Here is a 15,325-nt window from a genome sequence, read left to right on the forward strand (position 1 = left end):
TAAGTGCATATTTTTAACAGTAATATCAATAATATATATATTCTCATTACTAATTGGAGTGGTATAGATTGAGTTTGTTTAATAAGTTTAAAAAGATTAAATCAAGTTCTGAAAAAAATCATCAATCTAATGATGAAACTAGTAAACATATTTCTAAAAAAATTCACCATAACGTTACTTATCTTAAAGACAGATTTAAAGATTGTAGTGATATTATCTTTAGAGAGTTAAAAAGAAATCTTTCTACAAATCAATCTGCTCAAATACTTCTAGTTTTCACTGATGGTTTGGTTGATAGTTCAACTGTAAACGAAAATATTATTAAGCCAATTAGCTTTTACAAAGAATTAAGAAAACAGGATTGCATAAATATCACCCTATTACAAGAAATTATTTTAACTAATAACATAAAAACCACAAAAAAATTTGATGAAATTATCAATAGTATTTTATCTGGGGATACAGTGTTGTTAATAGATGGCTCAGATGAAGCACTTCTACTAAGTACCCGTGGCTGGGAGTCAAGGGCTGTGGAAGAATCCTCAGTAGAAAGCGTTATTAGAGGATCTAAAGAAGGTTTTATTGAAGATATTCGCACTAATACAGCTATGATAAGGCGAAAACTTAAAGATCCTAATTTGAAAATTAAAGACTTAAAGGTGGGCTCTAGAAGCAAAACTAGTGTAGCAGTGATGTTCGTAGAAGATATTGTCAATAAAGAAGTTCTTCAATATGCTTTGGAGAAGCTAGAAATAATTAATATAGATGGTATTTTTGATTCAGGTTATATTGAACAGTTCCTTGAGGACAGTACTTTTTCTATCTTTCCTCAAATACAAGTCACAGAGCGTCCCGACAAAGTTTGTGGAAATTTATTAGAAGGTAGAGTGGCTATTTTAGTTGATGGAACTCCTGATGCCCTCATATTCCCTGTCGGGTTAGTACAATTTCTACAATCACCTGAAGATTATTATGAAAGATTCATTTTTGCAAATATTGTACGCTTTATTCGCTTCATCGGATTCATTATAGCTACAACTTTTCCAGCTATTTATGTTGCAGTTACTACATTTCACCAGGATTTATTACCGGCTGATTTTGTATTAGACATTGCAAAATCTAGGATTGAAGTTCCTTTTCCTCCAATAGTAGAGGCTCTTCTAATGGAAGGGACAATAGAACTTCTAAGGGAAGCTAGTGCCCGACTCCCATCTAGAATAGGACAAACCATTGGTATCGTGGGAGCACTTGTGATAGGGGATGCTGCAGTAAGAGCTGGTATAATCAGTCCTGTAATGGTTATTGTGGTAGCAATTACTGCTATAGGGTCTTATATATTTCCACACTTTAGCACTTCCTACTCAGTTCGTTTTATAAGGCTTCCTATGCTTATAATGGCAGCAACCTTTGGAGCCTTTGGCATAGTCATTACTTGGGCTTGGATTATCGCCCACATGTGCAAACTGAATTCCTTTGGTTATCCTTTTTTAGCTCCCTTTGCTCCAATCAACATGAAAGATATGAAGGACGCAGCTCTTCGTGTGCCTATCGGCGGATTTGTGAGCCGCCCTACACCCGCATCTAGCAATAATAAGAAACGAAAATAAGGTCGGAGGATAAACTCAATGATTAGAAAGTATGGAACTGGAGAAATATCATCAGGTCAATGTTATATAATGCTTATCAGTATGATGGTGGGAACTGGTGTATTAGGTCTAGCCAGGTCTGTTGCCGAGGCATCTCAACAGGATGCTTGGATTTCTATTCTTCTTAATGGAATAGGTATTAGCTTTATAGTGGGCTTAATTGTTTTGTTAGAAAGTAAATTTCCAGAGATTACTTTCTTACAATTTACTTCTATCCTATTAACAAAACCTATTGCTCTTGTCATCGTTTTCCTATACGGAGTTTACGCCACTTTAGTTACTTCACTAAGTATTAGATTCCTATGTGAAATGGTTGGTACATGGTTTTTACCTCGAACTCCATTGTTTGTGGTTTCCTTGATTACTGTATTGACTCTTATATATATTACAAAGGAAGGACTCACTCTTGTGGCCCGTTTTAATGAAATTGTTGTTTTTTCAATTGTTCCATTTATATTCTTGATTTTTCCCTCTCTTACAGAAGCCTCTTTGCTTAATCTAAAGCCTGTAGGAGGAAGTGGATTTGTTAATATCGTCAAAGGGATAACTCCTTCTTTTTACGCTTTTGCTGGTTATGAGGTTCTACTAATTATCTATCCGTATATAGCAAATAAGAATAAAAATAACTTAAAGTACTCTGTATTATCTATTTTCTTTGTAACATTACTATATACTAGTATTGTAGCCAGTCAAATTGCCCTATTTGGTTACCAAGAAATTACTGATATCTTATATTCTTTTATCAACTACCTTGACGTCTTAGATTTTCCTATTATTGAACGAATCGAAATTTTCTTCACATTTTTTTGGACCTTTGCAGTGCTAGGTACCCTTACCATACAATATATAGTTGGATGTATTGCTTTTCAGTCAACCTTAAAGACAAAAAGAACAAACACCTTCGTATATGTATTAGCACCAGTAGTTTTCATTCTCTCCCTATTACCTAAAAATTCTGCGCAGGTGGCATCCTTAAGTGAGATGATAGGGAAAGCAAACATTGGCTTTGGTGTCATTCTTCCGATTTTACTGTTGCTTATGTATCTTGTAAAAAGAAAGAGGGTTAACCATGAAGAAAGCATGTAAATTGCTATTATTAATGCTTATATGTAGCTTTATGTCCTCTTGCTGGGATGCAAAGAAACTAGATGATTTATATTTGGTTTATGGTATTGGAATAGATATTAGTCAGGAAAACCCAGCAAGATATCTAGTTACCATAGCAGCACCAACTATCCACCCCGAAGCTAAAGAGCCTAAAATAGAAATCTCTAGCGAAGGAACTTCTCTTAGAAATGCTCAAGACAATATCCAAAATAAGGCAAATAGACGCATTACTTATGCCAATACTAAGATATTTTTTATTGGTGAAGAAACAGCAAAAAGAGGTATAGAAAAACATATAGATTCTTTGCTAAGAGATCCAGAAGGTCGAGGTACTATTAGGCTATTAGTATCCGAGGGTAGAGCTGTTGATTTAATGCAAATAGATCCACCAGCAACCCCCCTGGTCAGTCTTTATATAGCTGATATGTTGCGACAAGGTCATGAGACATCGACAATTCCCTTTACAACTTTAAGACGCTTTAACAATGCTCTAAAAACAGATGGAATTGAACCTGTTATTCCTTTTCTCAAGTATGGCAATAAGCCTAGTGAATTTCTAATTAATAACATTAGTCTATTTAATCAGGATAAAATGATAGGCAAACTAGATGGAATTGAAAGTTTTACCTTTATGGTATTAACAGGTGAGATTCAAGACGGTTTTATGACTCTGTCCTATCCCTTAGGGGATATGGATGAGCATCCAGTATTAAGTTTAAGAGTAATTGGAAACAAAAGTCAAGTTAGAACGGAAATCAAAGATTCGAAATTTCATATTTATCACGAAATTTCTCTTACAACTCATATTTCTGAGTATACTTCCTCAGAATCAGTTTTTGGTGAAAAGATTATTAAAAGTATGGAACAGGCTGCTAATCTTCATTTAGAAGCTATTTGTGATAAATTAATACGCAAGTTACAAAGTCAATATAAAAATGATAATATCGGGTATGGACGTTATGTGAAGGTAAACCATCCCGAATCTTTTGATGGTGATAATTGGAATGAACAATTCTCACAAGCTGTTATTCATATTAAACCTAATGTGAGAATTCAGATGGTAGGCACAATGCGATAGTGTATATCTAATCGAGGAACTGTAATTTATAAAAAGCCTAACGACAATGATAAAAAAACTCCTACATCATAAGGAGCTTTTACTGTACTGTCGAATACCACCTGCTATGGAGGCGTGCCAAAAAACTTACGGCTATAAGTAGAAAAAATATCTCCAGCTGATAAAATAAAGCGAGTTTGTCAACCGTAATATTAAACAGAGGAGATATCATTTATATAGATAATAAGGTATTTGGGGATAGTTTATAAAGGTTAAGCGTCAATGAGTCTCGAACTATTTTATCAAACATTTCTTGTATTTACCAATACTATTCACGTGACAAGTCTTTTATATTTTGCAGTGCCTTCAACACCCCTAGTTTGCTGTGTTCGTAGGTCAGCCCTCCCTGGAAATAGACGATATAAGGGGGTCTTATGGGGGCATCGGCACTGAGTTCGATAGAGGAGCCTTGCACAAAAGCACCGGCAGCCATAATAACAGGATGATCATATCCCGGCATATCCCAAGGAACTGGGGTCACAAAGGCATCTACAGGAGCTGCTGCTTGAATTCCTTTACAAAAAGCTAATACCTTTTCCTCACTCTCCAACTTTACTGCCTGTATAATGTCACTTCTTTGATCCTTATATTTAGGCTGCACTTCATAGCCCTCTTCCTCAAATAGTTTTGAACAAAAGATAGCACCTTTTATTGCACCGCTTACAATAAGGGGAGCTAAAAATAGTCCTTGAAACATGGTTCTAGATAGACCAAAAGTAAGGCCACATTCCTTGCCTATTCCTGGGGAAGTTAGTTTATAGGAAATCAATTCTATTAAATCTTTTTTGCCTACAATATAGCCTCCAGATAAAGCCAGTCCCCCACCAGGATTCTTAATTAAAGAACCTGCTAAAATATCTACACCCACTTCTGTTGGCTCTTTCGTTTCAAGAAACTCTCCGTAGCAATTATCCACCATACATAGAATCTCAGGAAACTTGCTTTTTACTAAACCAACAATTTTTTCTATCGTTTCAATGTTTAAAGCCCTTCTAAAACCATAACCAGTAGACCTTTGAATATAGACTAGTCTTGTCTTTTCTGTCACTTCCCTTTCTATAGACTCAAAATCCACTTCTCCATCTGGTAAAATATCGATTTGTTTATAGCTGATATTGGTGTTTTTAAAGCTGCCTCTATAGTCACCACTGATGCCAATTAGTTCATTTAGTGTATCATAGGGCTTTCCAGTAACCGCTACCATTTCCTCTCCAGCTTGAAGCAGACCCGTTAAGGATAGGGTTAAAGCATGGGTCCCATTGGCAATGGTTGGTCTGACGATGGCATCTTCTGCTTTAAAAACCTTGGCATAGACTTCTTCTAATTTATCTCTTCCCAAATCATTATAGCCATAACCTGTTGTCCAATTAAAGTGTTGGTCACTAAGCCTTGCCTCCTGCATAGCAGATAATATCTTATATTGATTAAAACTTTTAATCCTATCTACTTGCTTGTATGTGGAATCTAAATCCTTCTCTATTTTTTCCATTTTATCAAGAAGATCCTCGTCAATACCAAAAAGATTATGTAGTATTTCTTTGTCGTAGTGCATTTATGTTTTCCTCCTCTTTCGTAGGAGTCCTATCACTTCTCAGAATGATTGGAGCAAATAGGACACTTTTTATGATTATAATAGTCTAGTTTTAGTTGAATTACTGCATGATTTACAGCTCTTTTATCCCCTTCTTTGATTCCTACTCTTCGTCCAATACTATAGCCTATCAGAAGTAATATTAAACAAGAAATCAGTATATATCCATGCAACATTATAATTATATACCTCCTATAATTTAGAATACAAGTAGTTTATTAAAAAACTACAGGATAACACAATAACTGTGTTTGTCCAAGATAGCATTAAGCACAAAATCAATAAAATACTGCTGGTAAGAATTACCTCTCCTCTTCCGAAGCTATTTACAAGATTTTTATAGCCGTATTTAAAGTCATAGGCTTCATCCATCAAATCATCTATCAGTTGAATCAAAAGGATAGCAATAAAAGCAAAAGAGAAGATTTCTAAAGGTACTAGTAAAAGATTGACGATGATGAGCAAAGCCATTTCTTGATAAGCTTTTAAGTGTAAAGGCAATTTTTGACTAGGGAAATGAAACATGCCAATGATATAGGCACAGGTAAACAAAGAAAAAACAAGATAGGTTTCTAAAAGCATGGATAAAGATAAAAATAGGAGACAATAGGGTAGTTTATACTCTGCAAGGTCGCTATAAATCTTGCTATAAAGTGTTTTTTGGTTTTTATCTCCATCAACATCATCGTCTAATAATTTGATTACTACTCCTAATAATAGGATGCCTATGTATCTTTTAAATATTTCTAGCAACAAATTGCCTCACCTCTTTAAATCCCATCCCTTTTATAGCAGACATAGGAATAATGTAGGTATTTCTAAATTCATTTTTAAGGAATTGAAGCCCCTTCGCCCCCTCCTTTAGGTCCATTTTATTGGCTAAAATGCAGTAACAGCCTTTGCTATTACCATACTTATTGATTTGATAGTCAATTTCACTTATGGTGCTGATTTGATTTGTAAATATAGCTGAGGTGTCCACCATATGCAGTACGATATTAGATAAGTATAAGTATTTGAGGGTTTCTGCCATAGATTTTCTTACATGCTCATTTTTATTAATGCCATCCATTAAACCACTTGTATCATGCAACAAAAAATCTGACCTACCTTTATAGATGGGGATAGATAATTTGATTTTGCATACATCCCTTGTCTTAAAGGGTGAAGGGCTTATCAGATAGTTCTTTGCTGTATTGACAGAATAGTGCTTTGTTAAGACATTTCCTTCAAAATCTATAAACTCCAGCATACACCTATCTATCCCTAAAAATTCAGCAAAGTTTAAAAAGAAAGATGTTTTTCCCACATTGGGCTTGCCTAATAATATACAATTGCTCATTGATTCTCACCATCCATAAAATCCTCTTTTTTTAAAAGCATTAAATCTTCTCTAGTACAAAATGACTGGGGCTTTAATCGAACTGCTTGTTTTCGAATAGACTTTTCAATCAAATTTCTTACTAAACGTGCGTTTCCGGCATATCGCTCATCACTTCTCCGTTTAGAGGCTAGGATATGATAAAGTTTTGCTTTGGCAGGTTTAGAAATAGTATATTGTCTTTCATCTACCATTGATTCTGCGATTTCTACCAATTCATCGATAGAATAGTCTTTAAAGTCAATATGTATAGGAAATCTTGATTTCAGACCGGGATTAATACTTAGAAAATTTTCCATCTCTTCTTGATACCCAGCTAAAACCAGTATAAATTCATCTTTATGATCTTCCATAGCCTTTACTAATGCATCGATGGCTTCTTTGCCAAAATCTTTTTCTCCTCCCCTTGCTAAAGAATATGCTTCGTCTATAAAAAGAATACCTCCTAAACCTTGTTTTACTTGTTCCCGAACCTTCAAAGCTGTATGTCCAATGTATTCTCCAACTAAGTCAGCCCTTTCAATTTCGATCATATGACCTTTTTCCAATAGACCCATTGCTTTAAATATTCTCCCCAATAATCTGGCTACGGTGGTTTTTCCTGTTCCAGGATTTCCTTTAAAAATCATATGTAATACAAGTGGTGAGGCATTTAATCCTTGAAGTCTTCTTTTTTGCTGTATTTCAACATAGGCTATAATTTCATTTACCATATTTTTTACATCATGAAGCCCTATCAATTGTTCTAACTCCTTGATAACTTCTTCTAAGGATTCCACATTATTTCTCTCACTAGTTTTAGATCCTTCTTTTAGATTTTGGGACTGATTCATTAAATGATTTAAAAATTCATTGCTGCCGATACTGCCATTCCTAACCAATTGATATAAATGATCCACTTCTTTTTTTACTTTATTTGTCATGATATCACCTCAAAATAGATACTATATTATCATATTCCTTGTAAAGAAAAAAAGTGACAAAAAAACTTCTCTACAAATATTTGTAGAGAAGTTTAGTGATTTATATTTTATTCTGCTTGATGTTTAGCATTTTGCATAAAGTTGATAGCACTACTAGGCGCGATGGTGGAGATTGCATGCTTATAAATCAATTGTTGTTTACCATCAGTATCTAGTACAATCGTATAATTGTCAAATCCCTTTACCAAGCCTTTTAACTGAAATCCATTCACTAAGTATATAGTTATTGGAATACTTTCTTTTCTTACTTGATTCAAAAAGATATCTTGTAAGTTAATATTGTTTTTCATGTTTTACCCTCCTCGAATTATTCTAAAATTTACTTCATGTAAGATGTTCTATTTAATTGCTATGACCTTTTGTATTAGTATTCTATAAGACATTGAAATGTCCTTCTATATATTCTTGAATATTATTAATTAATTCTTCTTTTGAAGGATATTCTGATAAATTATACCATTGAATATTTTCAAAGCGTCTAAACCAAGTTAATTGTCTTTTTGCATACCTTCTGGTATCTCTTTTAAGAATAGTAATAGCTTCCTCTAAAGGAATACTTCCGTTTAAATAACTAATGATTTCTTTATAGCCTAGTCCTTTAAAAGCTACTAGATCTTCAGGATAGCCCATTTCTAGCAACTTTTTTACTTCTTCTATCAAACCTTCCTCCATCATGATATCCACCCGCTTATTAATCCTATCATATAACTCCTCTCTGTCTCGAGTAAGTCCTATTAAAAGAAAGTCATACTCATTTGTCAATTGAACATCTTCACGAAAATTTCCTATTTTTTCTCCACTTTCATGAAATATTTCAATAGCACGAATAACCCTTTTAACGTTATTTTTATGTATTCTTTCAGCCGCGTCAGGATCAATTTCTCTTAGTTTATCGTGGAGGTATTCATTTCCGTACTTATCGGCTTCTTCCTGTAATTGATTTCTTAAATCCCAATTGGAAATAGTCGATGTAAAGTCCATGTTATAAATAATAGCATTGACATATAAACCAGTACCCCCTACAATGATGGGCAGTTTATTTTTATAAGTGATTTCCTCAATAGCTACTTTAGCCTTCTGCTGAAATGCCGCAACGGAAAAATCTTCATTAGGCTCTACTATATCCATTAAATGATGAGGAATCCCCTGTATTTCTTCTATAGAAGGTTTTGCAGTCCCAATATTCATATGTTTATAGATTTGCATGGAATCGGCGGATATGATTTCTCCCTTTAGTTTCATAGCTAATGCTATAGAGGTATCCGTTTTACCAACTGCAGTGGGACCAACAAGAATTAACAGCTTTTTTTTCAAAACATCTCCTCCCTATTGAATTCTTTTAAAATGTTTTTCAATTTCATATTTTGTTAAGGATAATAAAATTGGTCTCCCATGTGGGCAGGTCAAAGGAGGTTTTATTGTGCTTAGATCCTTGATCAATGCATTGATTTCAGAAACATGCAGTTTATCCATTGCTTTAATGGCCTCTCTACAGGATTTTCTAATAATCGTCTCGTTAAAATAATCTTCATTGAGATGATCTTGCTTTAATTCATCAATGATTTTTAATATAAAGTCAAAATCTCTGGGTGTCCCCATAATTAAAGGAACTTCTCTAATAAGGATTGTATTATTGCCAAAAATCTCTATGTTGAAACCAAGTTTTTTAAACCCGTCTATATATTGTGTGATAAAGAGAAAGTCTTCATGAGACAACTCTAAAACATTTGGTGCCAACAGGCTTTGGGTAGGAACTTGATCACGATGAAACGCTTGTAGCATTTTATTATAAACCAGTCTTTCATGGGCAGCATGTTGATCAATGAGATACATGCAAAGATCTTTTTCTATAATAACATAGGTGTCGAACAGTTGTCCTATAACTTTATAATTATTTAATAAACTACCAAGAAAATTTTCTTGTGTAGTTTCCAAATGAAGCTCATCCTCTTGGAGAGACACAAAGTCTTTTTGTAAAGTAGAAGAAGCACTTTTGATAGTGGGGATAACTGGTTTTTCAGCATTTACCTCGTATTTATCTTCTTTTTCTTCAAAGGAAATCTGTAAACTATTGGGTTTGTTGTTATTATGTGTACTATAGATGCTTTTATTCTCTCTAAGGGGAGGATTTAAAAAAGTTGTGTCTACAGTTGGGGATTTTTGTTTGTTTTGTAAAAGCAGTTTAGGTACTAAAGTGCTTTTCACTAGAGAAGAGGAGATACTATGATAAATTAGATCATAGACCACTTCTTCCTTATGAAATTTTATCTCAGTTTTTGTTGGATGAACATTAATATCAATGAAACTTGGATGAATCTTTAAGTTTAAAATACACACAGGAAACTTATTAATAGGCAGCTTTTCCTTATAAGCTTCTTCAATAGATCTGTAAAGAAACTTACTTTTAATATATCTTCCGTTAACAAAAACAATCTCATAATTTCGGTTTCCTCTAACATAAGTCGGTTGACTTATGTACCCCTCTAATGCCATGTCTTGCTTTTCAGCCTTAATGGGTATAAGACTCTTAAATAGCTCCTTGTCTAGTATAGATAAAATGGTTTGATCCAGATGATTTGCACCAGAGGTAGTAAACATAATATTGTTATTGTTAATATATTTAAAGGCTATATGGGGTTGACTTAAGGCAAGTCTCGACATGATTTCTCCTATTTTCGTTGTATCTGATTGAGGAGTTTTCATGAATTTTAGTCTAGCTGGTGTATTAAAGAATAAGTTCTTTATAATGATGGTGGTACCATCAGGACAACCTACTTGTTTTTTATTTGTGATGTTGCCTGCAACCATATCGATTGATATGCCATGCAATTGATCCCTAGGTTTTGTAACCATTTGGATTTGAGAGACAGCAGCAATACTTGCCAAGGCTTCTCCTCTAAACCCTAAGGTCAATACTGCATTTAAATCTTCTAAATATTGAATTTTAGAGGTAGCATGACGCATAAAAGCTGCCGCTACATCCTCTTCATAAATACCAGCCCCATTATCAGTGACTCTGATAAACTTCTGACCACCTTCTTTTATTTCTACTACGATATTGGTGGCACCGGCATCAATGGCATTTTCAATTAACTCTTTTACAACAGATTGTGGGCCTTCTACCACTTCCCCTGCTGCTATTTTATTAATCGTTAAATTATCTAATAGTTTAATTGCTTTTTGCATTTTTTGCCTCCCTATAAATCACTTACCTTCTTGTGTAGTTGATAAAGTATGTTTAAGGCATCTATCGGTGTAGTTTCCAATAATTTTAGTTCCTTAATCTCTCTAATAATTTCTTCTTTATTCATGTCTATAAAATTCAACTGCTCATTGATTTCATCTATAGCAGGTTGATCTACTGTTTTATATTGTGGTGGATCTTGCGGCTTCTCTAAACCTAAGAGGATTTCCTGTGCTCTTTGAATAACATTTTTAGGAAGCCCAGCCAACCTTGCAACTTGAATACCATAGCTTTTATCAGCACTTCCTTCTACAACCCTTCGTAAGAAGATGACATCATCCCCTTCTTCTTTAACAGAAATACGATAGTTTTTAACGGTTTTCATCTTTCCCTCTATTTCTGTCAGTTCATGATAATGGGTAGAAAATAAGGTTTTGCACTTTAAAAACCCGCTAATATACTCCACTACAGACCACGCAATACTTAAACCATCAAAGGTACTGGTACCTCTGCCGATTTCATCTAATATTAATAAGCTCTTAGAGGTTGCATTGTTTAGAATATTTGCCATTTCACTCATTTCCACCATAAAGGTACTTTGGCCCTGCCCCAAATCATCACTGGCTCCCACTCTAGTAAAAATCCTATCCACAATCCCTATGGTGGCTCCTTTAGCTGGTATAAATGACCCTATTTGTGCCATTAGGACAATAAGTGCCACCTGTCTCATATAAGTTGATTTACCTGCCATATTTGGTCCAGTAATAATAGCTATTTCATTCTGACTTTGATCTAGATGGGTGTCGTTAGATATAAACATATTATGGTCTAACATCTTTTCTACTACAGGATGTCTTCCTTCGAGAATATCAATTGCATTACCATCATTAATAGCTGGTTTTGTATAACCATTTTCAGCAGCAACCTCTGCTAGGGAATACAAAGTATCTAGCTGGGCAATTGCATGAGCTGTCGTTTGAATTTGGGGAACTTCTTTTTCAATGACTTCTCGCAACTGCAAAAAAAGCTGATATTCTAATGAAATTACCTTTTCTTCAGCACCTAAGACCTTTAGTTCTATCTCCTTTAGTTGAGGGGTAATATATCTTTCGCAATTTGCGAGGGTTTGCTTGCGTATGTATTCTTGAGGAACGATATGGAGGTTAGACTTTGTTACCTCAATAAAATATCCAAAAACTTTATTGTATCCTATTTTCAGGGACTTGATTCCTGTTTTGTCTCGCTCCTTTGCTTCTAGGTTGCTGATCCATAGCTTACCTTCTTTAGAAGCTCTCCGTAATTCATCAACATCTGCATTATATCCATTTTTTATTATATTTCCTTCTTTTATACCAGCAGAAGGTTCCTCTAAGATGGCTGTTTCGATTAAAGAGGTAATTTCTTTATGTTCATCAATCTGAGATGCTAAGTTTTGTAGTAAAAAAGATTTTTGATTGAATAAAACTTCTTTTAATTTAGGGATATTGGTCAAAGAATTTTTTAAGGCTATTAGGTCTCTGGCATTGGCACTACCATAAGAAATTTTACCTGAGAGTCTCTCTAAATCATAAATATTTTTTAAGCTTTCCTTCAACTCTTTTCTTAATAAAAGATCTTCCTTTAGTACTTCAACTGCATCTAGTCTATCATGAATTTTCTTTACCTCTAGCAATGGCTCTTCAAGCCATTTTCGAAGCATTCTTCCTCCCATAGAGGTCATGGTTTTATCTAGCACCCATAATAAAGAACCTTTTTTCTTTTTATCTCTAATGGTTTCTACCAACTCAAGATTTCTTCTAGTAGTGAAATCTAAAATCATCGTAGTGTTTAAAGTATATATTTGAATTTTGCTAAGATGGTTTAGGGTACGTTTTTGGGTATTTTTTAGGTAATCAATTAAAGCACCTGTCGCACGAATTCCTAAATGATTGTTAGAAAACCCTAGTCCGTCCAATGCAATTACTTGAAAATGTTTTTGTAGTTGATTGCGGGCATATTCACCTTCAAATCTCCAATCATCATATTCATTCATGTAGAAGTCCAGCTTCTTCTGATATTCACAAAGAACTTCATAGGTGTTTTTATCCTTTGCATAGTAAAGAATTTCTTTAGGCTGTACTTTGGAAACTTCATCCTGTAGGTGTTGACTTAGATTTCCTTGGGTAATTTCTGTGGAGAACAATTCTCCAGTAGAAATATCAACGTAGCTTATGCCAATTCCTGCATTTTCTCCATAAATACACATCAAATAATTATTTTTTTTCTCTTCTAACAAGTCCGTATCTATGACAGTACCGGGGGTAATAACCCTTACAACATCCCTTTTTACAATTCCTTTTGCCTCAGAAGGGTCTTCTACTTGATCACATATAGCTACTTTGTATCCTTTTGTAATTAACCTATTAATATAATTATTTACCGAATGATGAGGCACCCCGCACATAGGAGCCCTTTCATCTAATCCACAATCTCTGCCAGTAAGGGCTATTTCTAATTCTCTAGATGCTGTAATGGCATCATCGAAAAATAACTCGTAAAAATCCCCTAGTCTAAACAGCAATAATGTATCTTTATATAAATTTTTAATATCTGTGTATTGTTGCATCATAGGTGTTAATTTACTCAATTGTATACCTCCTAAACTAAATAAAGCTATAGCTTCATTATAACAAATATCACTTTATTTGAAACATAGAATCTTAATTTATATTCATTTTAATTGAAGTTGTAGATAAGATAGATAAAATCAACGAATATAGGAAAATGTGATTTATAAAAGTATTTATCATTTATGATAACATTATATATGATACTTATTGTAAATATAAAAAACCCAGTGACTTTGCGTATATATCCTACGCTACTATTCTGGGTTTTTCAATCTTAGTCGATAATTTCTCCATTAAGGGAGAAGGTTTTTGGTTCTGTAATTCTTATTTTTACTAGCTTACCTATAAGCTCTTCCCCGCCTGAAAAATTAACCAGTTTATTTTGTCTTGTTCTTCCCATTAGCTTCGATGCATCTGTTTTGCTTGATCCTTCAACTAAAACCTCTACCTCTTTATTTAAGTAGCTGCTGTTGATTTCAGCACTGATTTGATTTACTGTTTCTACTAGTTTATTAAATCTTGTATGTTTCACTTCTTCTGAAATTTGTGTCTCCATTTTTGCAGCAGGTGTACCTTCTCTAACAGAATATAGGAAAGTAAAAGCTGAGTGGAATTTAACTTCTTCTACTACCTTTAAGGTATCCATGAAGTCTTCTTCGGTTTCTCCTGGAAAACCTACTATAATATCTGTTGTTAGTGCAATATCTGGTACCGCCCTTTTAAGCTTTGCTACCAATTCTAAGTAACGTTCCTGGGTATAGTTCCTATTCATCTCTTTCAATATATGATTACTGCCAGCTTGGAAAGGTAAATGAATGTGTTCACAAACCTTATCATACTGGGCAATTGCTTCGATTAAGCTTTCTGATAAATCTTTGGGGTGAGAAGTCATGAATCTAATTCTTTCTATACCCTCTACTTTATTTAATTCCTTAAGTAAATCAGCAAATTCGGTTTTGTTTTCCAACGTTTTACCATAGGAATTTACATTTTGCCCCAATAGCGTAATCTCTTTGGTGCCATTATTGGCTAAATCAATAACTTCATGAACAATCTCTTTTATTTCTCTGCTGCGCTCACGACCTCTTGTATAGGGAACAATACAATAGGTGCAAAAGTTATTGCAACCAAACATAATATTGACAAAGGCTTTGACGCCATACTTTCTCATTGAAGGTATACCCTCAATGATTTCTCCTTCTTCCTCCCACACCTCCACCAGCATGTTATCTGCTTGCTTGCAGTTTGCTAGAAGTTCAGGAAACTTATGTAGATTATGGGTACCAAAAACTAAGTCAACATGTCTATATTTTCTTTTTATTGCTTCTACTACCTTTGGTTGCTGCATCATACAACCACATACAGCAATAGTCAAATCACTGTTTTTCTTTTTTAATGGCTTTAAGGCCCCTAGGTTTCCATAAACCTTTAACTCAGCATTTTCTCTTACACAGCAAGTGTTATAGATAATTAAATCCGCTTCTTCTTTTTCAGAGGTTTCAACATAGTTCATATCTTTAAGCATACCAAGTAGTTTTTCTGAATCATGTTCATTCATTTGACAACCGTAGGTAACAATCAAGACTTTTTTTTGTTTTCCTGTTGTTCTATATAGTTCCTCATTTTTATAGGAAATTTCTTCTATTATTTCTTGCTGTCTTTGAAGATCCAGTGAATTAAATTCATAGTTTTTTTCTCTCTTCAAAC

At 34.1% G+C, this 15,325-nt stretch carries 13 protein-coding genes; 3 read left to right on the plus strand and 10 right to left on the minus strand.

Features of this window, described 5'->3' with window-relative positions; genetic code table 11:
* The first annotated feature begins 68 nt into the window (after positions 1-68).
* Genes CACET_RS09410 through CACET_RS09420 form a run of 3 tightly spaced genes read left to right on the plus strand, consistent with a single transcriptional unit; the run spans position 69 to position 3,831 of the window.
* Complete coding sequence (locus tag CACET_RS09410) at positions 69-1,607, plus strand: spore germination protein (RefSeq protein ID WP_044822897.1); 1,539 nt, start codon at positions 69-71, stop codon at positions 1,605-1,607.
* Between the two features lie 18 nt (positions 1,608-1,625).
* The gene (locus tag CACET_RS09415; protein WP_044822896.1) at positions 1,626-2,732 is read left to right on the plus strand and encodes a GerAB/ArcD/ProY family transporter; all 1,107 of its coding nucleotides are present in this window, start codon (positions 1,626-1,628) and stop codon (positions 2,730-2,732) included.
* Positions 2,716-3,831, plus strand: coding sequence for a Ger(x)C family spore germination protein (locus tag CACET_RS09420; RefSeq protein ID WP_044822895.1), 1,116 nt, complete (start codon positions 2,716-2,718; stop codon positions 3,829-3,831). Before CACET_RS09415 ends, CACET_RS09420 begins: the two co-directional genes overlap by 17 nt.
* A gap of 307 nt (positions 3,832-4,138) precedes the next feature.
* Here CACET_RS09420 and CACET_RS09425 read toward each other — a convergent pair whose 3' ends face one another.
* The 10 genes from CACET_RS09425 to miaB form a co-directional block, all read right to left on the minus strand.
* Positions 4,139-5,422, minus strand: a complete 1,284-nt coding sequence (locus CACET_RS09425) for a methionine gamma-lyase family protein (RefSeq protein WP_044822894.1) — start codon at positions 5,420-5,422, stop codon at positions 4,139-4,141.
* Positions 5,423-5,454: 32 nt separating this feature from the next.
* The gene (locus CACET_RS09430) at positions 5,455-5,637 is read right to left on the minus strand and encodes a hypothetical protein (protein WP_044822893.1); all 183 of its coding nucleotides are present in this window, start codon (positions 5,635-5,637) and stop codon (positions 5,455-5,457) included.
* Positions 5,638-5,653: 16 nt separating this feature from the next.
* A complete protein-coding gene (locus tag CACET_RS09435; RefSeq protein WP_044822892.1) occupies positions 5,654-6,217 on the minus strand; it encodes a hypothetical protein in 564 nt (187 codons plus the stop codon).
* Positions 6,198-6,803, minus strand: a complete 606-nt coding sequence (locus CACET_RS09440) for a GTPase (RefSeq protein WP_044822891.1) — start codon at positions 6,801-6,803, stop codon at positions 6,198-6,200. Before CACET_RS09440 ends, CACET_RS09435 begins: the two co-directional genes overlap by 20 nt.
* Positions 6,800-7,765, minus strand: coding sequence for an AAA family ATPase (locus CACET_RS09445; RefSeq protein ID WP_044822890.1), 966 nt, complete (start codon positions 7,763-7,765; stop codon positions 6,800-6,802). Before CACET_RS09445 ends, CACET_RS09440 begins: the two co-directional genes overlap by 4 nt.
* Before the next feature lie 107 nt (positions 7,766-7,872).
* Positions 7,873-8,115: an RNA chaperone Hfq gene (hfq, locus tag CACET_RS09450; RefSeq protein ID WP_044822889.1), complete on the minus strand. Its 243-nt coding sequence runs from the start codon at positions 8,113-8,115 to the stop codon at positions 7,873-7,875.
* A gap of 82 nt (positions 8,116-8,197) precedes the next feature.
* Positions 8,198-9,139 carry a tRNA (adenosine(37)-N6)-dimethylallyltransferase MiaA gene (gene miaA, locus CACET_RS09455; RefSeq protein WP_044822888.1) on the minus strand — a complete coding sequence of 314 codons (942 nt, stop codon included), beginning with the start codon at positions 9,137-9,139 and terminating at the stop codon, positions 8,198-8,200.
* A gap of 12 nt (positions 9,140-9,151) precedes the next feature.
* Entirely contained in the window at positions 9,152-11,011 is a 1,860-nt protein-coding gene (mutL, locus tag CACET_RS09460) for a DNA mismatch repair endonuclease MutL (protein ID WP_044822887.1), read from the minus strand.
* Between the two features lie 11 nt (positions 11,012-11,022).
* On the minus strand, positions 11,023-13,635 hold the full coding sequence (gene mutS / locus CACET_RS09465; RefSeq protein WP_144414751.1) for a DNA mismatch repair protein MutS: 2,613 nt from the start codon (positions 13,633-13,635) through the stop codon (positions 11,023-11,025).
* 257 nt (positions 13,636-13,892) lie between these two features.
* Positions 13,893-15,323, minus strand: coding sequence for a tRNA (N6-isopentenyl adenosine(37)-C2)-methylthiotransferase MiaB (gene miaB / locus CACET_RS09470; protein ID WP_044822886.1), 1,431 nt, complete (start codon positions 15,321-15,323; stop codon positions 13,893-13,895).
* Positions 15,324-15,325 lie beyond the last annotated feature (2 nt).

The sequence above is a fragment of the Clostridium aceticum genome, assembly GCF_001042715.1.
In the GTDB taxonomy this organism is placed as follows: domain Bacteria; phylum Bacillota; class Clostridia; order Peptostreptococcales; family Natronincolaceae; genus Andreesenella; species Andreesenella acetica.

Excerpts from the sequence above, each read along its gene's own strand:
- hfq (WP_044822889.1), bottom strand. The coding sequence starts at position 8,115 with ATGAAAAACAATATTAACTTACAAGATATCTTTTTGAATCAAGTAAGA.
- CACET_RS09445 (WP_044822890.1), bottom strand. The coding sequence starts at position 7,765 with ATGACAAATAAAGTAAAAAAAGAAGTGGATCATTTATATCAATTGGTT.
- CACET_RS09440 (WP_044822891.1), bottom strand. The coding sequence starts at position 6,803 with ATGAGCAATTGTATATTATTAGGCAAGCCCAATGTGGGAAAAACATCT.
- CACET_RS09430 (WP_044822893.1), bottom strand. The coding sequence starts at position 5,637 with ATGTTGCATGGATATATACTGATTTCTTGTTTAATATTACTTCTGATA.
- CACET_RS09415 (WP_044822896.1), top strand. The coding sequence starts at position 1,626 with ATGATTAGAAAGTATGGAACTGGAGAAATATCATCAGGTCAATGTTAT.
- mutL (WP_044822887.1), bottom strand. The coding sequence starts at position 11,011 with ATGCAAAAAGCAATTAAACTATTAGATAATTTAACGATTAATAAAATA.
- CACET_RS09425 (WP_044822894.1), bottom strand. The coding sequence starts at position 5,422 with ATGCACTACGACAAAGAAATACTACATAATCTTTTTGGTATTGACGAG.
- CACET_RS09420 (WP_044822895.1), top strand. The coding sequence starts at position 2,716 with ATGAAGAAAGCATGTAAATTGCTATTATTAATGCTTATATGTAGCTTT.